The 21,552-nt window shown below is 50.3% G+C and carries 21 protein-coding genes; 14 read left to right on the forward strand and 7 right to left on the reverse strand.

Annotated features, from left to right (window positions below; all coding sequences use genetic code 11):
- Positions 1 to 8 precede the first annotated feature (8 nt).
- Positions 9 to 2,219 carry a beta-glucosidase BglX gene (gene bglX, locus V8F51_RS12780; protein ID WP_337100644.1) on the forward strand — a complete coding sequence of 737 codons (2,211 nt, stop codon included), beginning with the start codon at positions 9 to 11 and terminating at the stop codon, positions 2,217 to 2,219.
- Positions 2,220 to 2,284: 65 nt separating this feature from the next.
- On the opposite strand, the gene V8F51_RS12785 is transcribed toward bglX, so the two are convergent.
- The gene (locus tag V8F51_RS12785) at positions 2,285 to 2,893 is read right to left on the reverse strand and encodes a TetR/AcrR family transcriptional regulator (RefSeq protein ID WP_337100645.1); all 609 of its coding nucleotides are present in this window, start codon (positions 2,891 to 2,893) and stop codon (positions 2,285 to 2,287) included.
- Between the two features lie 204 nt (positions 2,894 to 3,097).
- On the opposite strand from V8F51_RS12785, the gene V8F51_RS12790 reads away from it, so the two are divergent.
- Positions 3,098 to 3,859 carry an SDR family NAD(P)-dependent oxidoreductase gene (locus tag V8F51_RS12790; RefSeq protein ID WP_337100646.1) on the forward strand — a complete coding sequence of 254 codons (762 nt, stop codon included), beginning with the start codon at positions 3,098 to 3,100 and terminating at the stop codon, positions 3,857 to 3,859.
- 66 nt (positions 3,860 to 3,925) lie between these two features.
- Here V8F51_RS12790 and V8F51_RS12795 read toward each other — a convergent pair whose 3' ends face one another.
- Positions 3,926 to 4,474, reverse strand: coding sequence for a helix-turn-helix domain-containing protein (locus V8F51_RS12795; RefSeq protein ID WP_337100647.1), 549 nt, complete (start codon positions 4,472 to 4,474; stop codon positions 3,926 to 3,928).
- 168 nt (positions 4,475 to 4,642) lie between these two features.
- On the opposite strand from V8F51_RS12795, the gene V8F51_RS12800 reads away from it, so the two are divergent.
- From V8F51_RS12800 to V8F51_RS12820, 5 genes are all read left to right on the forward strand, one after another.
- On the forward strand, positions 4,643 to 5,305 hold the full coding sequence (locus V8F51_RS12800; RefSeq protein ID WP_337100649.1) for an alpha/beta hydrolase: 663 nt from the start codon (positions 4,643 to 4,645) through the stop codon (positions 5,303 to 5,305).
- A gap of 21 nt (positions 5,306 to 5,326) precedes the next feature.
- On the forward strand, positions 5,327 to 6,100 hold the full coding sequence (locus V8F51_RS12805; protein ID WP_337100650.1) for a DODA-type extradiol aromatic ring-opening family dioxygenase: 774 nt from the start codon (positions 5,327 to 5,329) through the stop codon (positions 6,098 to 6,100).
- 64 nt (positions 6,101 to 6,164) lie between these two features.
- Positions 6,165 to 7,565, forward strand: a complete 1,401-nt coding sequence (locus V8F51_RS12810; protein ID WP_337100652.1) for a hypothetical protein — start codon at positions 6,165 to 6,167, stop codon at positions 7,563 to 7,565.
- 241 nt (positions 7,566 to 7,806) lie between these two features.
- Positions 7,807 to 8,619, forward strand: a complete 813-nt coding sequence (locus tag V8F51_RS12815; RefSeq protein WP_337100653.1) for an aminoglycoside N(3)-acetyltransferase — start codon at positions 7,807 to 7,809, stop codon at positions 8,617 to 8,619.
- A gap of 27 nt (positions 8,620 to 8,646) precedes the next feature.
- Complete coding sequence (locus V8F51_RS12820) at positions 8,647 to 9,189, forward strand: GNAT family N-acetyltransferase (RefSeq protein WP_337100655.1); 543 nt, start codon at positions 8,647 to 8,649, stop codon at positions 9,187 to 9,189.
- Positions 9,190 to 9,266: 77 nt separating this feature from the next.
- On the opposite strand, the gene V8F51_RS12825 is transcribed toward V8F51_RS12820, so the two are convergent.
- Positions 9,267 to 10,187 carry an aldo/keto reductase gene (locus tag V8F51_RS12825; protein ID WP_337100657.1) on the reverse strand — a complete coding sequence of 307 codons (921 nt, stop codon included), beginning with the start codon at positions 10,185 to 10,187 and terminating at the stop codon, positions 9,267 to 9,269.
- A gap of 188 nt (positions 10,188 to 10,375) precedes the next feature.
- On the opposite strand from V8F51_RS12825, the gene V8F51_RS12830 reads away from it, so the two are divergent.
- On the forward strand, positions 10,376 to 10,891 hold the full coding sequence (locus V8F51_RS12830; RefSeq protein ID WP_337100659.1) for a VOC family protein: 516 nt from the start codon (positions 10,376 to 10,378) through the stop codon (positions 10,889 to 10,891).
- Positions 10,892 to 11,241: 350 nt separating this feature from the next.
- On the opposite strand, the gene V8F51_RS12835 is transcribed toward V8F51_RS12830, so the two are convergent.
- Positions 11,242 to 12,417 carry a TetR/AcrR family transcriptional regulator gene (locus tag V8F51_RS12835; RefSeq protein ID WP_337100661.1) on the reverse strand — a complete coding sequence of 392 codons (1,176 nt, stop codon included), beginning with the start codon at positions 12,415 to 12,417 and terminating at the stop codon, positions 11,242 to 11,244.
- A gap of 196 nt (positions 12,418 to 12,613) precedes the next feature.
- Between V8F51_RS12835 and V8F51_RS12840 the strand changes: the two genes are divergently transcribed.
- Positions 12,614 to 13,690, forward strand: coding sequence for an NAD(P)-dependent alcohol dehydrogenase (locus tag V8F51_RS12840; protein WP_337100662.1), 1,077 nt, complete (start codon positions 12,614 to 12,616; stop codon positions 13,688 to 13,690).
- Between the two features lie 75 nt (positions 13,691 to 13,765).
- On the opposite strand, the gene V8F51_RS12845 is transcribed toward V8F51_RS12840, so the two are convergent.
- Positions 13,766 to 14,737: an aldo/keto reductase gene (locus V8F51_RS12845; protein ID WP_337100664.1), complete on the reverse strand. Its 972-nt coding sequence runs from the start codon at positions 14,735 to 14,737 to the stop codon at positions 13,766 to 13,768.
- 149 nt (positions 14,738 to 14,886) lie between these two features.
- On the opposite strand from V8F51_RS12845, the gene V8F51_RS12850 reads away from it, so the two are divergent.
- From V8F51_RS12850 to V8F51_RS12860, 3 genes are all read left to right on the forward strand, one after another.
- Positions 14,887 to 15,561: a TetR/AcrR family transcriptional regulator gene (locus V8F51_RS12850; protein ID WP_337100666.1), complete on the forward strand. Its 675-nt coding sequence runs from the start codon at positions 14,887 to 14,889 to the stop codon at positions 15,559 to 15,561.
- Positions 15,562 to 15,680: 119 nt separating this feature from the next.
- Entirely contained in the window at positions 15,681 to 16,934 is a 1,254-nt protein-coding gene (locus tag V8F51_RS12855) for an RNA polymerase sigma factor (protein ID WP_337100668.1), read from the forward strand.
- A gap of 16 nt (positions 16,935 to 16,950) precedes the next feature.
- Positions 16,951 to 17,952: a phosphotransferase enzyme family protein gene (locus V8F51_RS12860; protein ID WP_337100669.1), complete on the forward strand. Its 1,002-nt coding sequence runs from the start codon at positions 16,951 to 16,953 to the stop codon at positions 17,950 to 17,952.
- Between the two features lie 82 nt (positions 17,953 to 18,034).
- Here V8F51_RS12860 and V8F51_RS12865 read toward each other — a convergent pair whose 3' ends face one another.
- Positions 18,035 to 18,892 carry a class II fructose-bisphosphate aldolase gene (locus V8F51_RS12865; RefSeq protein WP_337100670.1) on the reverse strand — a complete coding sequence of 286 codons (858 nt, stop codon included), beginning with the start codon at positions 18,890 to 18,892 and terminating at the stop codon, positions 18,035 to 18,037.
- Positions 18,893 to 19,251: 359 nt separating this feature from the next.
- Here V8F51_RS12865 and V8F51_RS12870 point away from each other — a divergent pair, with 359 nt between their 5' ends.
- Positions 19,252 to 19,599 (forward strand): potassium channel family protein, encoded by a 348-nt coding sequence (locus V8F51_RS12870; protein ID WP_337100854.1) that lies wholly within the window; start codon positions 19,252 to 19,254, stop codon positions 19,597 to 19,599.
- Positions 19,600 to 19,660: 61 nt separating this feature from the next.
- On the opposite strand, the gene V8F51_RS12875 is transcribed toward V8F51_RS12870, so the two are convergent.
- A complete protein-coding gene (locus V8F51_RS12875; RefSeq protein ID WP_337100671.1) occupies positions 19,661 to 20,092 on the reverse strand; it encodes a MarR family winged helix-turn-helix transcriptional regulator in 432 nt (143 codons plus the stop codon).
- Positions 20,093 to 20,347: 255 nt separating this feature from the next.
- On the opposite strand from V8F51_RS12875, the gene V8F51_RS12880 reads away from it, so the two are divergent.
- Positions 20,348 to 21,538, forward strand: a complete 1,191-nt coding sequence (locus V8F51_RS12880; RefSeq protein ID WP_442956426.1) for an MFS transporter — start codon at positions 20,348 to 20,350, stop codon at positions 21,536 to 21,538.
- Positions 21,539 to 21,552 lie beyond the last annotated feature (14 nt).

A 21,552-nucleotide genomic window follows, 5' to 3' on the forward strand; every position in this document is an offset into this window, starting at 1 on the left:
TCTCGAAAATGAAAGAGCCACTAACGCCAATAAAATCACAAACCTCTAATCCGCGCAAATGGATGACCCCGGACATTGTTCGTCAGGCGGAACAGCTGTTGTCCCGCATGTCGCTTGAGGACAAGGTCGGCCAGATGACACAGTACGACTGGGGCTTCAACCCGATTAACCCCGAGACGGGCGTATCTCAGCGCGATCTGCTGCTGGAGGAAATTCGCCAAGGGCGAGTAGGTTCGATCTTTAACCTGTCCGGCGCAGAGGAAGCGAACGAGCTGCAACGGGTCATTCAAGAGCATACCTCACAGCAGATTCCATTGCTGATCGGCCGCGATGTCATCCACGGCTATAAGACGGTGTTCCCGATTCCGCTGGCGCAGGCGTCGGCATGGAATCCGGACTTGGCGCGGCGCACGGCGGAAGCCGCATCACGCGAATCGCTTGCAGATGGCGTCGCATGGGTGTTCGCGCCGATGATCGACGTGAGCCGCGATCCCAGGTGGGGACGTATCGCCGAGAGCATCGGCGAAGATCCGCTGCTAACATCGCAGTACGCCAAAGCATGGGTAGAGGGCTCACAGATTGATGATGGAGCAGGCCAGGCGACAGCTAGCTGTCCGAAGCATTTTGCCGGTTACGGACTTGCGGAAGCGGGACGCGATTACAACACGGTTGATCTGTCCGACCGCGTGCTGCGCGAAGTGATACTGCCGCCGTTCCGCGAAGCGGTTGATGCAGGCGCACTTAGCATCATGGCATCGTTCAATGAAGTGAACGGCATACCGGTATGCGCCAATCCATACTTATTGAAGACGATTCTTCGCGACGAATGGGGCTTCGAAGGCATTGTAGCGAGCGATTACAATGCGCTGCAAGAGCTCATCGTGCACGGCGTCGCAGGCAGTGAGGAAGAAGCGGTTGAACGCAGCATCCTAGCGGGCTGCGACATGGACATGCATTCCGGCTTCTATATGCGCCATCTGCCGAAGCTCGTCCGCGAAGGCCGCGTGCCGGAACGTCTTATCGACGAATCCGTGCTGCGTATTCTCGCGGTTAAGATTAAACTGGGCTTGTTCGAGCAGCCGTACGTCGCCATTCCATCTGCCGAAGCGGCTGCCGAGGCACGCGCTTCTTTCACCGAGCTCGCTCGCGAGGCGGCGAGAGAATCGATCGTTCTGCTGCGCAACGAAGGGCAAGTGCTGCCGCTGCGCAAGGAAGGCGTATCAATCGCCGTGATCGGGCCGCTTGCGGACAATAGCAAAGACCCGCTCGGCTGCTGGGCAATGGACGGCCATCCGGCTGACGTGATCAGCCTGCTCGAGGGCATCCGCCAAGCGGCAAGCGCAGAAGCGGGGGCAGCCATCCATTATGCGGAAGGCTGCGCCATCGACGCAGACGGCGAAGACGGCTTCGAAGCCGCGCTGGAAGCGGCGCGCCAAGCGGATGTCGTCGTACTGGCGCTGGGCGAAGCGCTTGAGATGAGCGGCGAATCGCGCTCCCGGACATCGCTTGATCTGCCGGGCGCGCAGCGCAAGCTAGCGCAAGCCGTCGCCGCGCTGGGCAAGCCAGTCGTAGCCGTGGTACTGAGCGGTAGACCGCTTGCGCTGCCTTGGCTACAAGAGCATGCTGCCGCGATCGTCCAGGCTTGGCATCTCGGCGTGCAAAGCGGTCATGCGATCGCCGATGTGCTGTTCGGCGACTACAACCCGAGCGGCCGTCTGTCGGTTACGTTCCCGCACAACGTCGGACAGGTGCCGATCTACTACTATCGCAAGAAGACCGGTCGCCCTCCTGCGGGTGTCTATTCTTCTTACTACATTGATTCGACAACAGAGCCGCTATATCCATTCGGCTACGGACTTAGCTATACGAGCTTCGAGTACAGCTCCATTTCGGCAGACCAAACATCTATGAGTGCGGACGGAAATGTTGAATTGACCGTGACCGTCACGAATACCGGAGACCGCGAAGGCGTAGAAGTCGTACAGTGCTATATCCGAGACGAGGTGGCGAGCGTCACTCAGCCGCTTAAGAAGCTGATCGGCTTCCGCAAGATTAGCCTGCAGCCCGGAGAATCGGTAATCGTAACGTTGAACGTGCACGGCGATTCCCTCGCTATATTGGACAAAGACATGAAGCTCACGACGGAGCCAGGCGACTTCACCGTATGGATCGGGCCGAATGCAAGCGCGGGGCAGACGATAACGATCAAAGTCATTTAAAAAATCGAAAAAACCTTATGAACGCTCGCTGCGTCTAATAAGGTTTTTTTCATGAAAGCTCCTTGCTAATCTTTGTTTGTAAGATTCGACATATATACGTTATTTTCTTGATTGGCGCGCACGAATTCCAGCGATTGCTTAGCCATATAGGCCGAGCTATATTTGAAATCTCCCTTGATCCAGTCGATGATCATGCCGAGAAGACCGTGAGCGCGATAGCCTGCCAGCAGCTCCTGATCAATCTGCGGGTTGGGAGTCATATCGGTGAGATCATCGAGAAACAGCTTTTTGAGCACAAGATGCAGCTTATTTTGAAAATCGGCTAATGCGTTCGTCTTGACCAGCAGCTTATAAAATTTCGCATAATGCTCGACGTGGTCGAACAGCTTAATGGTTGCCGAAGGCAAGCTCTTGACCTCGAAGGTGTGATGATGCTGATAAGGCGCTCTGTAGGATGCGATCAGATCGGCCGTAATATCCTCAAGGATCTCGTCCAGCAGCTCTTCCTTGTAAGGATAGTGCTTATAGAAAGTGCCGCGATTCAGCTCCGCCAGCTTGACGATGTCGGTTATAGCAATCTCGTCGAATTCCTTATGCTCCATCAGCGTCAGCAAGGCGTCCTTCAAGGCGGACTTGGACTTCTTAATTCTTCGATCAGAAGACTCATTATGCATCGTGGTCCTCCTCTGTTGATTAATGAAATGTAATTGAACATACAGCTGTTAGACTGTTGGATAATGAACAAAACCGTGAAAGGTTGAATATTGTTGACCCTATCTCCCCTGATTATACTACTTCGTAGAGCGTATGACATGCTCTTGGTCATTGTTTGTGAGAGCGCTTCACGCGTGACAACTATGAGCGAAGGGATGATAAATATGGGTAGATTATTAGGCAAAGTAGCGATCATTACAGGAGCTGCTGGCGGAATGGGCTTGGCGGATGCGCAATTGTTCGCCAAAGAAGGAGCGAAGGTTGTCGCAACGGACGTACAGTTCGAACTGCTGCAGCAAGGAGTAGACGCAATTAATGCCAACGGCGGAGACGCAGTAGCGGTAAAGCTGGACGTTTCCTCGCCGGAAGGCTGGAAGCAAGTCGTTGATCTTACCGTAGAGAAATATGGCAAAATCGATATTCTCGTCAACAATGCGGGTATTCATATAGCCAAAACGATTCTAGAGGCTGATATCGACGATTGGAACAAAGTGATGGCGATTAATACAACGGGCGTATTCCTCGGCATGAAATCGGTTATTCCGGAAATGCAGAAAAACGGCAAAGGCTCGATCGTTAATATTTCATCCATCGCAGCCATTGTCGGCGGAGAGAACGCGGACGGTAACGGTGCGGCATACAGCGCCTCCAAAGGCGCAGTTCGCTCCTTGACGAAGCATGCGGCGCAGTCATTCGCAAAAGACAATATTCGTGTAAATTCCATTCATCCGGGTCCGATCAAGACGCCGATTATGGGCGAATTCGCGAAGATCGCCGGCGATATTTACAAAAATGCCGTGCCGCTTCCTCCGCATGCCGGTGATCCGGAGGACATTGCATACGGCGTTCTATATTTGGCTTCCGATGAGTCGAAGTTCGTAACAGGCGAAGAGCTTGTGATCGATGGCGGGGCTATTACGAAGTAATCCGAATAATGAAGAGACACTCCTTGCAACCGCCTGTGTTGAGGAAGTGTCTTTTTTTTGTTCCATTCACTGATAGTTCGGGGCATGCTCCGTTTCTGTATAGATAGAGATAAGCACGATCGCCAGCTCCTCGCCAATGTTCTTGACCAAGTGCGGCGTACAGGCGTTCCAGCTGAAGGAGTCTCCCTCATGGAACTCGGCGGCATCCTCTCCTTGCTCGGCGTATATCGTGCCCTGGAGCACGACATGCACTTCCTCGCCCTCATGCGCGTGGGCTTCTCCTGTGGAAGCTCCGGGAGGGAGCTCAACAAGCACCATGCGAACGTTTTTAGTGGCGCTTAGATGCGCTACCTTCAACTGATGTATTCCGCTTGTCGTTATTTTCCGATCGTTCTTGCGCACAATATGCATGCGGTCTTCCTTCTTAAGAAGCAGGTAGGCAAGCGGGACTTTCAATGCGCCTGCAATGCTTTCCAGCGTTGCGATCGAAGGCGAAGTTTTGTTCGTCTCAACTTGGCTCATGAACCCTTGCGACAAGCCTGTTTCCTCGCAGATCTGTGCGATCGTAATGTTTTTGCGCTTGCGGATAGCGCGTATATTCGAACCGATGTCCATTCGATTTCACCTCGAAATATTTGTAATACAGAATATAAATTCATATTAACAATAAACTAGTTGACACGCTACTCTTTTCGGAATAATATTAGCTATACAAAAGTTATATACTTATTTCAAATAACTAAAGAGATCAAAACCCTATAAATTCAGTGGAGGCGTGCAACGATGAATCCAAATCCAGCCTATGCGTATGACATTCACTTTCCACCTACTTTTGATGCGAACAAGAAATACGCGACGATCTTCACTCTGCATGGCAAAGGCTCGAATGAGCACAATATGCTCGGTTTAGTCGCTCCTTTATCGGAATCGTTCATCATTATCGGCATTCGAGGCGATCTGTTGCTGGGGGCAGGCTATCAATATTATGAGCTGAAAAGCCTCGGCAATCCGCTCCGCGAAACGTTCGACCGTGCCGTACGGCAGCTTGAGTCGTTCATCGACTACGCAACTGACAAATATGCAGTCGACCCGGACAGACGTTACTTGCTTGGCTTCAGCCAAGGCGCGATCTTGTCGATGACGCTGGCGCTCACGATGGGCGATCAACTGAAGGGAATCGTCGCGCTGAACGGCTATGTACCGGAATTCGTAAAGACGGAATATCCGCTGAAGAGCGTGGAGGACGTCTCGGTATTTGTCTCTCACGGCGAGTTCGACTCCGTTTTCCCAATACGTATTGGGAATGAAACATCGGCTTATTTCGAGAGCTTAACGCCGAAGCTGAAGTTCAAGACGTATCCTTCCGACCATGGCGTAATGGAAGAGAACCAACGTGATTTTATGGAATGGCTTTTAGAAGACGCGAACCTGCGATCAATCCAATAATAATAAGGAGTGAATGACAAGATGATACCTTCCTATTTTATGGCTCATGGCGCCCCGTCCCTCGTTCTTGATGAAGTGGATTACACCCGTTTCTTGAAAAAATTTGCCCAAAGCATGCCTGTAAAACCGAAAGCGATCGTATTGTTCTCGGCGCATTGGGAAGAGAACACGCAGACGGTAAGCGATGTTAACACGTACAGCACGATCTATGACTTTGGCGGCTTCCAGCCTGAGCTGTACCAAATGACTTATCCGGCCAGCGGGGATCACGCTGTAACTGAGCAAATTCAAGCATTGTTCCGCAAGCACGGAATTGACAGCGTTCGGGATGAGCAAAGAGGTCTCGATCACGGCGCTTGGGCTGTGCTGAAGCTGGTGTATCCGGATGCGGACATTCCGGTCGTCGCTTTATCCGTCAACCGTTATTTGACCAACGAGCAGCAATACGAGATCGGCAAAGCATTAGCGGAGCTGCGCGAGCAGGACGTTCTTATTATTGGCAGCGGGGGAACGGTTCATAATTTGCGCAGAGTCAATTGGGGCGCCGAGGCAGCGGACAGTTGGGCCGAAGCTTTCGATAACTGGCTTCAAGACAAGCTTGAGGCTTGGGATACCGAAGCGCTGTTCCGATATAGAGAGCTAGCGCCATACGGGCAGGAGGCTGTGCCGACGAACGAGCATTTCATTCCGCTGCTGCTGGCAATGGGGGCGGGAGATCGCGCGCGCGAGGCGAAATTGCTCCATCGCAGCTATCAATATGGTAATCTTAGCTTAAGCTGCTGGCAGTTCAGCTAAGGGTTCGGAGACGAATTAGACATAAGGAAAGAAGGCGGTTAGCATCAAATCTGCTTACCGAACCATGCTGGATCAATCGATTATTTTACTTTTAGCGGCGGTTTTCATCTTGCAGCAGTTTACGCGCTGGGAGATGCTTACCGCCGTGCTTGGCGTTCTGGTGTTTGTTGCAATTGCGATACTGCTTCCACGCTTAAAAGGAGTCACGCTTCTGCTGACATCCGCCTTCGTAGTCGGCGGTGTTGTGCTCATGCTCGTTCAGAAGGCGGATGCCCGCATGTGGTGGAGCGCTGCCGGCATGAATGCGACGATCGTCACTTTGTTTGCGTTCGCGCCGTTATTCGGTATTCCCGTGAGGCTGCCGAAGTACGTGGCGGCGCTGCGGCGTTTCTACGAGACGAAGGTGCAGAGCGGTATCGTCTTATATGCAGGGACGCAGCTGCTGACGCAGATCATGGGCGCATTTATCAACGTAGGCTCTATATCCGTCGTGTATCATTTGGCTTTCGTGAAGCCGCGGCCAGCCGGCATTTCGAAGCTGCTTGCGAATGCGCTGAATCGCGGATTTGCCGGGGCGATTGTCTGGTCGCCTTATTTTGCGGCGATGGCGCTAATCACCTCGGCGCTTGGGGTACGGTGGTCGGAGCTGCTTCCGTACTTAATTGTATTGTCGTTGCTTAGCTTTCTAGTGAGCGTGGGGATAGACTTGCGGAAGCTGCTTGATCCGGAGCGCGAAGTGAAGAAAGAGGCTGCTCCGTTGAGTGATCAACAGGGCGAGCCTGGCGAAAGTTCCGTAATATCGGAAGCAGAGGCGGAAGATCGGCAAGGAGGCGGCGGATTCCCGATCGGGCTCGGGATATATCTCGCTACGGCGATTGCGGTCATTCTGATATTGGAATCGATCGTTGATCTGCCGATGGTTCTGATCACTTGCATGACAGCTGTCGTTGTTCCGCTCCTCTGGTGCTTGGCGCAAGGGCAAGGCTCCGTTTACCGGCAAGGCCTCGTGAACCATATGCAGGTGACGCTGCCATCGTTGAAGAAGGAAATCACGTTATTTCTAGCGGCAGGTTTCTTCAGCGGATCGATCGGTGCGACGGGGATAGGCGATTCTTTGCCTGAGCTGCTTGCTGGCATACCGATTCCGATTTGGCTGTCATTCTCGGTTATGGTCGTCATTCTTATGATTATTTCCGCACTTATCGGTCTGCATCCAATCGTGCTTGTCACGATATTCGCGACAGGCATCGACCCTGGGGCCATTCAGATGAGCGCGAACGATTATGCCATCCTGCTGCTCGGCGGCTGGGCATTATCCAACCCGATTTCTCCGGCCTCGGCGGTCAACAATTTATTGGCCGGATTGTTCAAGAAACCCGTGTTCGAGATGGCCTCGCCCAATTACAAGTACGCCGCTTGCATGGCGGTGCTGCTCCTTTTGTTTATACTTGTGATACGGATCTAGACTTAGAAAGAACGGCTGTGCCGCCTTGTCGAAGGCGGACCAGCCGTTTGTTGTTTGAAAGATGGCAATGCGCGGCCGCCGCGTCTACGATCCGGAAGGCAACATGCTGCTCATTTGCACCCTGCCTCATTCGTAATGGCGCTTAAGGCGTTCTTCGTTTGCTCGCCCCTCACCCACGCGATATAATGTTTGCATTCCTAGAAGGCCGTTACGGTAACGGCTATGAAAAGAGTGATGCACCATGAGTGAACAAAATATTATCGATCGTACGAAGCTGCCGATTACGGTAAAGACGATTGTGGAACAATTGAGAATGCTTGGCGTTCACGAAGGAGATATGCTGCTCGTCCATTCCTCGTTATCTGCTTTGGGGTGGGTGTGCGGCGGGGCGCAAGCGGTCGTGCAGGCGCTGCTTCAAGCGGTTGGCGAAGGGGGTACGCTCATTATGCCGGCGCAGAGCGGAGACTGGAGCGATCCCTCAGAGTGGGGGAACCCGCCAGTGCCCGAGGAGTGGATCGAGATTATCTATAACGAGTTGCCGGCTTTCGATCCGAGTATTACGCCGACAAGGGGAATGGGGCGGATTGCCGAGTTGTTCCGAACTGTGCCTGGAACAGTGAGATCAACGCATCCGCAGGTTTCCTTCTGTGCGAATGGGAGGCAGGCAGCGGAGATCGTATACGGTCACCCGCTGACGCCGCAATTCGGGATGGATTCACCGCTCGGGAAGCTGTATCGCGGAGGCGCCAAGGTACTGCTGCTCGGCGTGGGGTACGATTCGTGCACGAGCTTCCATCTGGCTGAAGCTATCATACCGGACATGCCAACTAAGAAGATGGGTACGGCGATCATGGAGGACGGCGAGCGGACATGGAAGTGGTTCACCGACTTCGCTTATGATTCCGGTGATTTCGATCAGCTTGGCAAGCAGTTCGGTAGGGAGTGCGCTAAAAGGTTTGGCAGAGTGGGCAATGCCGATTGCTTCTTGTTCGACATGGAGGAAGCGGTTGACTTTGCGGTAGAGTGGTTGGCGAATAATCGGGCTATGAACTAATTAGCGGAGAGGAAGGCGCGGATCAACATGAGCAACAGCAATCCTATCTACTTAAGAAACATCAAGGCGGAGGACGCCGCCTCGTTACATGATTTAAGATTGAGAAACCGCAGTTTTCTGCAGCCATTCGAGCCAATCAGAGAGGAAAAGCACTTCACGCTTGAAGGGCAGCAGAGCGAGATTGCAGTCAACATACGTGATGCTATCGACGATAAGGCTTACATTTACGGCGTATTCGCCGCAGAGACGGACGAGCTGGTCGGACGAATTGCATTAACCGGCATTGCACGCGGACCAGCTCAGCATGCTAATGTTGGTTACTTCATTGATCAGCGTCATAACGGCAAAGGGTATGCGACGTTAGCGGTATCTCTATGCGTAGCCAAAGCGTTCGATGAGCTCGGTCTGCACCGTGTGCAGGCCGGCGTGATGCCTAGAAATATGCGCTCGAGGCGCGTGCTGGAGAAGGCGGGTTTTCGGCTTGAGGGGTTGGCGGAGCGGTATATTAACATTAACGGCGTATGGGAGGATCATCACTTGTTCGCCATAACGTCGGATGAAACACGTTAGTAGGCGTGGCTGACAAATAAATCAACAAGGACACCCTTTGCAGCCAAAGGGTGTCCTTGTTATATCTTCCGTTCGTATTAAGGAAGGATATTGCCGGCCGCAAGGAAGATCGAGTACCACTCTTCGCGAGTAAGGCGGATCTCGGCCGCCTTGATGCAATCCTTAAGGCGATCGATATTCATCGTGCCGATGACCGGTTGCATATTCGCCGGGTGACGAAGCAGCCAAGCGACAGCGATCGTCGTGTTCGTAACTTCGTATTTGGCGGCGACTTCGTCAATCTTCTTGTTCAGCTCAGGGAACTTCTCGTTGCCCAGGAATACGCCTTCGAAGAAGCCGTATTGGAACGGAGACCAAGGCTGAATCGTAATGTCGTGCAATCTGCAGAAGTCGAGAATGCTTCCGTCGCGGTTAACTGCTGCGCCGTTCTCCATATTGACGTTGAAGCCTTGGGAGATCATTGTCGCATTCGTGATGCTGAGTTGGAGCTGGTTCGCGATAAGCGGCTGCTTCACGTATTTTTTCAACAGTTGAATTTGCATCGGATTTTGGTTGGAGACGCCGAAGTGGCGCACCTTGCCGGAGCTCTCCAGCAGGTCGAACGCTTCCGCTACCTCTTCCGGCTCGACGAGCGTATCCGGGCGGTGCAGCAGCAGCGTGTCCAAGTAATCCGTATTGAGACGCTGCAGAATGTTGTCAACCGAGTTCAAAATATGCTCTTTCGAAAAGTCGAACATGACGCCCGGCACGATGCCGCATTTCGATTGAAGAATAAGCTTCTCCCGAACGCTCGGGCTCATATGTACCGCCTCTGCGAATAGCTCCTCGGCTTTGCCCGCACCGTAAATATCGGCGTGCTCGAAGAAGTTAGCGCCTTCATCAAGCGCAGTTTGTACGAAACGTTCAGCCTGCTGCTTGTCCAGTGACGGAAGTCGCATGCAGCCTACTGCGATAACGGGTACTTCTAAGTTGCTGCTTCCAAGCTTCATTGTTTTCATGCTCATATACCTCCATAGGTTTGGCTGGCGCAAGGCCCATCCCCTCTATTGTTGCACAGGGCAACGGACGTTTCAATCCTATTAGGCAGGATGAAGCCGGTTAATCATGATAAGAAAATATGCTCCTTCGCAGGCTTGATTTGGTATTATTGGTGTAACAAGAGAAATGGGGAGGGACAACCACGATCATGAGCCAATTGCCCAATCCTATCCAGCAGCCAGACGAGAAGCCGGAAGGCTATCGACCGTTCCTAGCGCCGAAAGCGCTTAAAATGATCCATGGAGGGAAAACAATGACCGATCAACAGCATACCGTTGAAAGCCATCCGTCAACGAGCCCGATCAAAAACAAGGTAGGATCGATTTTCGTGCCTGTACGTGATATCGAAAAGTCTCGCAGTTGGTATTGTCGCGTTATGGGGCTGCGTGAGGAAGACTGCGCCATCATGGGCGGACATCTGTGTCCGCTTCCGATGGACGGCGTCGGCGTCATTCTCGACACGATGCCGATGTGGGGAGGCGACCAGCCTGAAGGTGCTCCTTCGATTCAAACGCCGGCTTTCATGCTCATGACCGATGACTTGCAAGGCTCGCTCGACTTCATGAAGGAGCTTGGGGTGGAGCTTGTAACGGAAATCGAGCACGACCATTGGTTCGTCGTGAAGGATCCCGACGGTAACAAAGTGATGATCTGCCGCGAATAAGGGCTAAGGACCTCTGCATTTCACTTTACAGTGGAATGTATGAGGTCCTTAGTCTAGTCGTTGATTATTTTGAACGGAATTCGTCCAACCAAATAGCTTGTTGTAGAAGGAACAAGTGCCTTTGAGTGGAAATCATACAGTCTAATTCGTCGCTTTAGCACGATTCCTCCCAATTTGCCTCATTTGCCTGCAGGAAATCCACCCAAACTGCTTTGTAAAAGTCATTTAGCTCATTAACCTGTATAAAATCCAATCACCTCGACAATGACCATGATTCGGAACAAAGGCGATTCCTCCGGCCAGTGAGATTGGCCACTTCTGAAATAATATTGCGCACGCTGCCGTAGCGGTTACAGTATTGTGAAACGATATTCCTTCTGGTTAATAAGCCGCACCAGCTTCTCGGCGGTCAGCCTCTCGGTAGGGGGCTTCTCGATAACGCCAGCCTTGGTAAGAACCAGCTCCAGCATGACACCGGACACGTAGTGTACGTATAGTTCCCGATCAAAGGAGATAGGAGCGCTCGATGCCCTGTAATGCTTTCGCAGGAGACGGAGCATTCGTGTCGTAAACAGCAAGCTGAATCTTGGGTTATTCAGTATGCGCAGAAAAACACTGTTCTCAAAAATCTGATCGAACGCCCGGTCGCAGGCTTGGATGGCATTTTGCAGCGGCTCGGAGCTTGATCCGCAGAACAGCCGCCCAATAAGCTGACCGCCAAAATCGTCGATCATCTGCTCCACCAAATGCGTCTTGTTTCGATAATGGCCATAGAAGGTGGCTCTACGGATATTGGCGCGATCGGTTATTTCCTTAACGGTTATACTCTCGATGGCGATACCGTCTCTTAGCAGCCCAAGAAGTCCTTCCTTAATTGCGCTCCGGGTGCGCGCGATGCGGCGGTCCTCAGGATTGCTGTTACCTGAACGGCGGCCTTGCTTATCCGAAGCGGTTGCAGACAACGTGAAGTACCACTCCGCTCCTTTTTCCCGATGCAGCCGCTGTAGTTGCTCGTCCATCTCCGAGGCGGAGAGCCGGTATCGGCTATTGACCCAGTACCCAATAAAGGACAGGGACGCCAAAGCGAGATATTGAGCCGAATCGGTAGCGTCGATTCGATTGCTCGTCTCGGGAGTGAAGCGGATATCGCTCGTATAGCTGGATGACAGGAAGGTGTAGAAGTCGATTAAAGCCTTCGGGTTAGCATTCGGACTGAACAAGTAATCGAAAAAAGCGGCGTTCTCCTCTACGAAATGAAAGACGGGAAGCATAGACGGATAGGCGCTGAAATCGACGCGATTGGATTTGTCGAAGGAAACTTTGACCGCATGCAGAAATCCGTCCTGCATATCGTCAATTAAATCCTGCAATAGCTCCTCCTTGCTATGGTAGCTATTATAAAATGCCGTTCTGCTGAGCTCGGCATGTTTGGTGATATCTATTATTGTCGTACTCCGGTAGCCATTCGAAGCAATTAGGGATAATAACGACTGCTTCAGACGTTGCTGCGAGACACTGGTTGGCATTAATGGATCGGCGATCATCTGATTCACCTCGTTCGTTGCGTGATTGACATCTGACGGGAAGATGTACGTTAACGTACTGCGGACCTCTATATGGTTACAGCTTTGTGAACACATCTACTTATACTATAGATCAAAGTCAAGGGCTTGCTCAAGCGCCCGATCAGCAATATAAACCGAAGAAGAAGGAGTGTTTAATATGAAAATACAAGCTGCCGTTACACGCGACAAAGATTCGAAATTTGAATTGGAAGAAATCGAGATCGCGGATCCGAAACCGAATGAGGTGCTCATCAAAATCGTAGCATCCGGCATTTGCCATACGGACGCGACTGCTCGCGATCTGGGCATGGTTCCGTTTCCTGCGGTGCTCGGTCACGAGGGATCGGGTATCGTCGAGAAGGTTGGGTCGGGCGTGACGACGGTCGTTCCTGGCGATCACGTCGTACTGTCCTTCGCGTCATGTGGACAATGCGAGAACTGCTTGTCCGGCATGCCGGCTTATTGTGAGCGGTTTATGGAGCTTAACTTCGCCGGTGTCATGGCAGACGGTACGTCGCCGATTCATCAGCATGGTCATCGTTTGTCCAATTTCTTCGGTCAATCCTCGTTCGCAACCTACGCGATCGCAAGCGAGAGAAGCGTCGTCAAGGTCGATAAGGATGTAGATTTGGCGCTTCTAGGACCGCTTGGCTGCGGCATTCAAACGGGCAGCGGTACGGTATTGAATACGCTTAGACCGAGCTTCGGCGAAACGATCGCGATATTCGGAGCGGGCGGCGTTGGCTTAAGCGCGGTAATGGCAGCCCATATTATCGGTTGCTCCAAAATTATCGTTCTCGATATCGTGGACAGCCGATTGGAGTTGGCGAAGGAGCTTGGCGCGACGCATGTGATCAACTCGAAGGCCGTGGACGCGGTCGATGAAATCCGCAAAATAACCGGTACGGGCGTCAACTATTCATTAGACACAACAGGCATTCCGTTCATCGCGTCGCAAGCTGTCGAGGCGTTGAAGATGCTTGGAACAGCGGCCTATGTAGTAGGAGCGCCTGATCTGTCGAAGTCGGCTACATTCTCGCTTGGCAAACGGGTCGTTTCGAGCATCGAAGGGGACGCGGTTCCTCAATTGTTCATTCCGCAGCTGATCGAGTATTACAAACAAGGAAAGTTCCCGTTCGATAAGCTCGTGAAGTTCTATGAATTCGGCGAAATCAACGAAGCTTTCGCCGATTCCAAATCGGGCGTTACGGTAAAACCCGTCATTAAAATGTAAGATTAGCGCAATATCACAAAAAAAAGGTCCGATGCGAAGTACGCATTGGACCTTTTTTGATGTGTATACCATGGATTATAAATTGACGGCTTGCATGGATAGGTCATTCATTCTAGGGCCATGTGCGACGTCTTTGGGACTTACGGCTTCGATACGGGCTAGATCGTTCGCAGTTAGCTCGATTTCAACCGCGCGTGTATTTTGCTCCAGATAGCTTTCGCGTTTCGTTCCTGGAATCGGAAGCGCCCCTTTTGCAATGGTCCAAGCCAACGCGAGCTGGGAAGGTGTGCAATTTTTCTCGATCGCAAGCTTTTCTATTTCGGCCAAAACATCTAGATTTTTTTGGAAATTGTCGCCTTGATAACGAGGCATGTGTCTGCGAATGTCATCGGCAGCAAGATCCTCGTATTTGCGAACTTGTCCCGAAATGATGCCTCTGCTTAGCGGGCTGTAAGCCACATGCGTAATGCCCAATTCATGGATTGCAGGCAAAATTTCGTCTTCGATCTCGCGGCTCCACAGCGAATATTCGGTTTGCAGGGCAGAGATTGGATGTTGGGCATGGGCACGGCGTATCGTTGCTGCGGAAGCCTCCGACAAGCCCAAGTAGCGTACTTTCCCCGCTTTAACGAGTTCGGACATCGCTCCGACCGTTTCCTCGATCGGTACATTCGGATCGACTCGGTGCTGGTAATATAGATCAATATAGTCAAGGCCTAGTCGAGTGAGACTGGCGTCAATTGCTGTCTTGACGTAATCGGGATGTCCGCCGATAAACGACCAATTCGGTCCAAAAGTGAACTTGGTGGCGACAATGGCTTGCTCCCTGCGTCCTTTTAACGCTCGACCAAGCAACTCTTCGTTATGTCCGTTTCCGTAAGCGTCGGCGGTATCCAGCATTGTCACGCCAAGCTCCAAAGCGCGATGAATGGTACGAATAGATTGCTCGTCGTTCGTTTCACCGTAAATGCCTGGCGACATGCCCATCAAGCCTAATCCGATTGATGAAACGTCCAAGTTGCTATTGCCGAGTTGTCTTGTTTTCATATGGATAACCTCGCCTTCGTGTATTAAGTTACGAGAGATAGCATATCACAAAGTCATGAACGGAGTAAACGAAAAACGTAAAAATAGTTTAATGTGTTTGATGAGACAATATTTCTTGTATAATAGTAGCAGGTTAAGGAGGCATTAAAATGGACTCTAAAGAAATGAACAAGGACCCGCAAAATGAAATGAGAAATAAACTCGTCATGAAAGTCATACCGATCGTCAGAAAAAACGGATTCCAAGCGCTGCGCATGGAAGCGATCTCTAAGCATATGGATGTTAGTAAAGCTACGATGTACAAGTACTTCTCGTCCAAAGAAGAGATTATGAATAGCGCCGTCGATGTTCTTATTGAATTCATTAACGAGCTCGTCGTGGTGTCGGAAGATTCGGTCGAGTCATTCGGAGCCGGGTTTCAACAGCTGTTCGAGCAATCGGTGCTGCTTGCGGCATATATTTCCGAAGGTTTCTTGAATGAACTGCAATTGATCTATCCGGATATTCACATTCGCCTGAGTGATGCCATGGTCGCACGGGAAAAGCGGATTTTGGCGTTTTATCAGGAAGGGAAAAGCAGAGACATTTTTAACGAATTTAATGGGAATTTGATTTTGTTGCAGGGACATGTGTTAGTTCGGGCCATGCTGGACATGAAATTCCTTATGACGTACCGCATGACGTTGGGTGAAATACTTACGGAATATTATAAATTAACGAAGCATCAATTATTCAAATCGGAACAGCTTAACGCCGCAGATGATTCGGCAATGGCGGCGAAGATCGAGCATATCGCTAATAAAATTGCACGTGATTTGTTCTAAATACTTGTTTTCGAGCTGTCTCATGAGATTTCTTATGGGACAGTTTTTTTGTTTTTATGTGGCTTTTTCGCCTCGAGCGGTGTCTAATCAATTGTAAGATCAAGAGGAGGTTCTTACTCATGTCTCGAGCTCAAGACCAGCATGCTGTTTATCCGGATGGACAGGAAAAGATCGAACAATTCGAAGCTGCCTATAATCAATATCGCCGAGCGATATGGAACTATTTCGCCATTAAAGTCAACCGTGAGGCTGCCGATGATTTGACGCAGCATGTATTTATGAAAGCGATCGAGAACCTGAATCGGTTCAATGAGAACGCAAGCCTATTCACTTGGATATTCACGATCGCCCGAAATACAGCGAAAAACGAATACCGAAGCCGTTCGCGGAAGAAGGAGTACACGTCAGACTTTGCGGAATTGGAAGCTTCGCAATCCATATCGCTTGATTTCGCTAAGTATGTGGAAATTCGAATCGATATCGGTTCCGCGCTAGGCAAGCTGGGCGAACTGGATCAGCAAATTATTTCGTTGCACTTCTTTATGGATTGTACGCTCACGGAGGTTGCCGGGAACGTAGGCATGCGCCAGAGCGCGGTGAAAAACAGGCTTTATCGTGCACTCGAAAAGTTAAGAAAACAATTAAAAGATTGGGGTGACATCGCCATTATGTCTATTCAAGAGCTGATAGAGATTGTGAGTAAAAATGAACAGAGCGGCGCCGGTAGTGCAGGAGGCGAGAAAAAGGTTCATCAGGACGTATTGCGGGAGCTTAACGGCAGCGTGGAGCAATTGGCGAAGAAGCTTAAGCACCAGCCATCACAGAAGATCGTTATTGAAATCTACCCTGACCTGCCTGCTTTTCATCAAGCGGTAAGAGAGCCGGATGCCCCGAATTGGTTCATGGGCACATTCGAAGGGAATACGCTTAAGATTGTTTCCCCGCTCGATCCTGGCCCAGAGCATACGTATCAATCGATTCTCAAATCAACTACTCATTTATTCGCGATGTGGCTCGTACGCGACATTAATCCGCAGGCGCCGAAGTGGCTATGCCAAGGTATTGGCGGATACGAAGCGAAACAGATGAGCGAGCAATTCATTAAAGATACGACTGCCGACGCTATTCGGAGCGGAACCATTCCGACATGGGATCAGCTTGAGAATGATACATGGGATTTCGAAACGATGGGAGGTTTTCAATTTTCTTATTTGATGGTGGAGTTCGTTATTAAAGAGTACGGGCTGGATGCGCTTAACCAAGTGATTCGCAGACCGGACGATTACGCAGGCATCTTTAAACGTTCTGCGTCAGAGCTGCATGAGCAATGGGTGCATTATTTAAACGTCCGACAGCAGCCGGCGCCGAACTAAGGGAGAGATACTTGTTATGAATGATCCGTTAGGTTGGATTCGTACACAGTATTTTCACGATAGAGCAAAGATAGAAACTGTACCTTTCGGTTTAACGAATACAACCGGTTTCGTTTCGATAAATAATCAGAAATTCGTAATTCGAAAGTATGACTCGTATCTAAAGTCCATTGCAAGCTTATCATTGGAAATTAGCGTCACGTCTTTTTTGAAAAATAGGGGACTAACCTTTGATATTCCAGGTTTTCTGCCGACTCTGGGGGAAGAAGCATATGTCATATTGCCCGATGGTGCCTTAGGTGTTTGCAATACTTATATTGAGGGTGCTGCTCCTATAATCTCAACTCCGAGAGATGCAGAAATGCTTGGTCTCGTTGTGGGGGAAATGTCATCGAGGTTAAGTGAGTATGTCAGGCCAAAGGAGCTGCAATACGGAGGGGTTCCGTTTACCGACCTATACGGAATTCATCCTCTTATTGACCAAGAAGAAGTCGAGTCCTTTTGGAATAGTCCGCCATTTCCAATCTCAGTCGAGCAAAAGCAAGTCTATGATCAAAGCATTGCTTCAGTAAAAGAAAACCTTGAAGAGATAATGTCCCTGCCGCGGCAACTGGTGCATCATGATTTGCTCATTTTTAATTTACTGGCTACTGATCAGGTAATCACAGGTGTCCTTGATTTTGATTTTTTATCTGTTGATATTGCTTTTCTAGAATTTTCAATTAGCTTTAATCATGTCCTACAGCTATCGGGCGGCTCTTTGGATATGGCAGTTGCTTTTGTTGAAGGTTATTCTGCGTTTCGCACCTTTACTACAGATGAATTTCGACAGTTAAGACTGTTAACCCGTTTGTATCATGTTGCTGTGCTGCACATCTATATTGGACAATATTTATCGGGCAAGGATGTTTCTTTGGCGTTCACGCATATGGTTAATCAACTCATTGAGCGGGATAGTTGGTTAGGGTCGAATGCGGGCAAATTGGAACGAATGTTTGCCAGTTCATTAGAACAGTAGGATGGAACAAGCCAATAACAAAGGCTGGACTCGCTGCCCGTAAGCAGCTTGTCCAGCCTTTATTGTCGCGTTAAGCGATTTATTAAGCTTTACCTGCAGAACCGAATTCACGCATTTTGCCGGCAACTGTTTTCTTGATAGCATCACGGCCTGGCGACAAGAATTTACGCGGATCGTATACTTCGGAGTCGGAAGTAAGAATCTCACGAGCCACTTTTGTGAACGCGATTTGGTTTTCCGTGTTGACGTTGATTTTAGCAGTTCCCAGGGAGATCGATTTCTTGATGTCCGCTGTAGGGATGCCAGTTCCGCCGTGCAATACGAGAGGAAGTTTGATTGTTTGGCAGATTTCTTCCATTTCTTTGAAGCCCAGGTTCGGCTCGCCTTTGTAAGGACCGTGAACGGAACCAAGTGCAGGTGCCAAGCAGTCGATGCCAGTGCGCTCTACGAGCTCTTTGCATTCTGCTGGATTAGCGTAGATAACGCCGTCAGCAACTACATCATCCTCTTGTCCGCCAACTGTTCCAAGCTCAGCTTCAACGGAAACGCCGCGCTCATGCGCGTAAGCAACAACTTGTTTCGTTGTTTCTACGTTTTCTTCGAATGGGTGATGCGAAGCGTCGATCATAACGGAAGTGAAACCAGCGTCGATCGCTGCTTTACATTTCTCGAAGCTGGAACCGTGGTCAAGGTGAATTGCCACTGGAACTGTGATTTTCATCTCTTCGATCAACGATTTAACGATCGCAGTAACGACCGTGAAGCCGCCCATATAACGAGCTGCGCCTTCGGATACGCCAAGAATTACCGGCGATTTCTCTTCTTCGGCAGCACCAAGGATTGCTTGCGTCCACTCCAGGTTGTTGATGTTGAATTGACCAACAGCGTAACCTTCGTTCAAACCTTTAATCAACATTTCTTTCATCGAAACCAATGCCATTTGTTAAATCCTCCTTCAAAATAATTGCAACGTAAGAACTCGACTTTTCAATCATACCCCATTTGGCCGCCGTTTAAAAATGATCGTTCTAAGCCGGCGTACATACGAGTATGAACGGAATAATGTATCCCCGTCCACGCAGTTCCTTTAAGTCAATATGTTATCACAATTTTCACGATAAAACTACAAAATAGGCGCGGTTGATTCGTCGAATTGCAATGATAGCGCTATCTTGTCGCGTGTGCAATCAGATTCGTATATTCGTCGTTCGCCGCCAGAAGAGAGGATCAATAGGATTTCATGTAAATGGAAATAATGAATACATGATTGTTAACGTGTTAGCCGAAGGGGAAGTGCCGATGATTTCGTTTATGCTGACATTGGGGCGGTTGTTGAAGGGGCTGTGGAAGTCCTTGAAAATGAAAAACTTTCAGGCGCTGCTCATCCTTGTGCTTATTATGCTTCTGTCCGGTACGATTTTCTACGTTAGTGAGGAAGGGCTGTCGATTATCGATGCGCTGTACTTTTGCGTGACGACTTTGAGCACGGTCGGTCATCCGAGCTTCGAGCCCCGGACGATGCTAGGGAAGCTGTTTACGATGGTATATATTATTGTCGGCACGGGGCTTTTCCTCGGTCTGATTGGCTATGTCGCGTATTCGCTTATTAAGCAGCCGGATAAGCCTGATGAACCCTCTCCCTCCTAAAAGCTGTTCATAATAAAGAAGCCCAGGCATGATGAATGCGCACTGGGCTTCTAGGTATGAGTTACTTTTTCGTACGCAGCACATGATTGAACTTATGAAGCATCTCGCCAAGCAATTGGCGCTCCTCTTCGGGCCATTCATCCAGCAGTCTAGAGATGCTGGCTTGCCGCGATTGCTTATATTCGCTAATCGCTTGCGCCCCCAGCTCGGTAATTTGGTAGAAGTAGGCCCGGCCGTCCTGCTCGTCAGGCACTTTGACGGCGTAGCCCTTCTGCTCCAGCGCAGCCGCTTGCCGGCTTGCGGTCGATATATCGAGTAGAAGCGCGTCCCCCAGCGCTTTGACGCCAGCCGAGCCTTCGACCGATATTTGATGCAGCAGCAAATAAGCGGAGCGGTCGAGATTGCCGACACCTTTATTCGAAGTACGGGAAGTAATAAGTCGGACTAGAAAGGCCAGTTCTAGCTCTATAGTTGCTAGTGAATCGTCATTCATGAATGGAACACCTCATTGGCAATTCATTTGGTTGTTCATAGCACGCAGCGCGCTGCATGGCTACTATAATGATAGACTTCGGCGTTGAATTAATCAAATAAACGCGCTGTAAATAGCCATTGACACCCATCTAGTTGCATAATACAATTAAGTGGTTGTATGATACAACATTGAGCGTGAACCACTCCATCAAATGAACATAAAGGGGATAATATCGTGGCTTCTACCGCAGTTTTAAAAAGTGAACCGGAGTTGTTGAAACAAAAGAATAGCATACTTAATCAACCTATCGCCGTTTGGGCGGTATTCTTCGCGAGCGTCATTGCCTTCATGGGCATGGGACTTGTTAATCCTATTCTGCGTGAGCTGTCCGCCAGCTTGCACGCTTCTCCAAGCGAGGTCAGCTTGCTCTATACGAGCTATAATGCGATTATGGCCATCGCCATGCTGATAACCGGCACCATATCAACACGTCTAGGAGCGAAGTGGACGCTGCTGTCAGGTATCGTAATTATTGCTATCGTATCCTTCTTCGGCGGATTCGCGGACAGTATCTGGACGTTGGTCGGCTTGCGCGCCTTCTGGGGACTTGGCAACGCTTTGTTCGTTGCTACGGCTTTAACGGCTCTTGTATCGTTGTCCAAGAACGGAACGGCGAAAGCAATCATCCTCTATGAAGCGGCTGCAGGTATCGGGATGTCGATCGGGCCGCTGCTCGGCGGCACGTTAGGCTCGATTTCGTGGAGAGGCCCGTTCTTCGGCGTTTCAAGCTTCATGGTCATAGGCTTCCTCGTTCTTATTCTGACGATGCCGAAGCCGGCTGCGAAGACTGCTCCGCAGAACAAAACGTCGCTCCTTGCACCGTTCAAGGCGATGAAGCATCGTTCGTTGCTGACGCTTGGCATTGTTGCAGCCCTTTATAATGTAGGTTTCTTCACGATTATGGCTTATGCGCCATTCGTTATGGGCTTGAAACCGCGCGGCATGGGCTATGTGTTCCTCGGTTGGGGCATCCTGCTGGCGATTACTTCCGTCTTTATGGCTCCTAAGCTTCAGAGACGATTCGGCACGCTGAAGGCAATGTGCTTCATGCTGATCTTGTTCGCGGCTGATCTGGCGCTAATGGGTATTTTCACTTCGACCAAGTGGGTTGTCATCTCGGCGGTCATCTTTGCAGGGGCGATACTCGGCAACAGCAATACGCTTATTACGACAGCCGTAATGGACGCTGCTCCTGTAGAGCGTTCAACGTCCTCGGCGACATACAGCTTCTTGCGCTTCATCGGTGCGGCTATTGCACCGTATATGGCGAATAAGCTAGCTGAGATATACAATGCTCATGTGCCGTTCTATGTAGGCGCAGGGTTCGTGCTTCTGTCGATCGTCTTCATAGCGATCAGCTACAAGCATATCCGTCACATCGATGAGGCGAAGCCTTCACATTAATCGTTAGTTTGAGC

The organism is Paenibacillus sp. YIM B09110, from assembly GCF_037167145.1.
GTDB lineage: Bacteria > Bacillota > Bacilli > Paenibacillales > Paenibacillaceae > Pristimantibacillus.

Bases quoted from the DNA above. Each gene is read 5' to 3' on its own strand.
- V8F51_RS12840 (WP_337100662.1), top strand. From the start codon at position 12,614: ATGAAAATACAAGCTGCCGTTACACGCGACAAAGATTCGAAATTTGAA.
- V8F51_RS12800 (WP_337100649.1), top strand. From the start codon at position 4,643: ATGAATCCAAATCCAGCCTATGCGTATGACATTCACTTTCCACCTACT.
- V8F51_RS12870 (WP_337100854.1), top strand. From the start codon at position 19,252: ATGATTTCGTTTATGCTGACATTGGGGCGGTTGTTGAAGGGGCTGTGG.
- V8F51_RS12860 (WP_337100669.1), top strand. From the start codon at position 16,951: ATGAATGATCCGTTAGGTTGGATTCGTACACAGTATTTTCACGATAGA.
- V8F51_RS12825 (WP_337100657.1), bottom strand. From the start codon at position 10,187: ATGAAAACAATGAAGCTTGGAAGCAGCAACTTAGAAGTACCCGTTATC.
- V8F51_RS12815 (WP_337100653.1), top strand. From the start codon at position 7,807: ATGAGTGAACAAAATATTATCGATCGTACGAAGCTGCCGATTACGGTA.
- V8F51_RS12790 (WP_337100646.1), top strand. From the start codon at position 3,098: ATGGGTAGATTATTAGGCAAAGTAGCGATCATTACAGGAGCTGCTGGC.
- V8F51_RS12855 (WP_337100668.1), top strand. From the start codon at position 15,681: ATGTCTCGAGCTCAAGACCAGCATGCTGTTTATCCGGATGGACAGGAA.
- V8F51_RS12845 (WP_337100664.1), bottom strand. From the start codon at position 14,737: ATGAAAACAAGACAACTCGGCAATAGCAACTTGGACGTTTCATCAATC.
- V8F51_RS12810 (WP_337100652.1), top strand. From the start codon at position 6,165: ATGCTGGATCAATCGATTATTTTACTTTTAGCGGCGGTTTTCATCTTG.
- V8F51_RS12805 (WP_337100650.1), top strand. From the start codon at position 5,327: ATGATACCTTCCTATTTTATGGCTCATGGCGCCCCGTCCCTCGTTCTT.
- V8F51_RS12785 (WP_337100645.1), bottom strand. From the start codon at position 2,893: ATGCATAATGAGTCTTCTGATCGAAGAATTAAGAAGTCCAAGTCCGCC.
- V8F51_RS12820 (WP_337100655.1), top strand. From the start codon at position 8,647: ATGAGCAACAGCAATCCTATCTACTTAAGAAACATCAAGGCGGAGGAC.
- V8F51_RS12830 (WP_337100659.1), top strand. From the start codon at position 10,376: ATGAGCCAATTGCCCAATCCTATCCAGCAGCCAGACGAGAAGCCGGAA.
- bglX (WP_337100644.1), top strand. From the start codon at position 9: ATGAAAGAGCCACTAACGCCAATAAAATCACAAACCTCTAATCCGCGC.
- V8F51_RS12850 (WP_337100666.1), top strand. From the start codon at position 14,887: ATGGACTCTAAAGAAATGAACAAGGACCCGCAAAATGAAATGAGAAAT.
- V8F51_RS12875 (WP_337100671.1), bottom strand. From the start codon at position 20,092: ATGAATGACGATTCACTAGCAACTATAGAGCTAGAACTGGCCTTTCTA.
- V8F51_RS12865 (WP_337100670.1), bottom strand. From the start codon at position 18,892: ATGGCATTGGTTTCGATGAAAGAAATGTTGATTAAAGGTTTGAACGAA.
- V8F51_RS12795 (WP_337100647.1), bottom strand. From the start codon at position 4,474: ATGGACATCGGTTCGAATATACGCGCTATCCGCAAGCGCAAAAACATT.
- V8F51_RS12835 (WP_337100661.1), bottom strand. From the start codon at position 12,417: ATGCCAACCAGTGTCTCGCAGCAACGTCTGAAGCAGTCGTTATTATCC.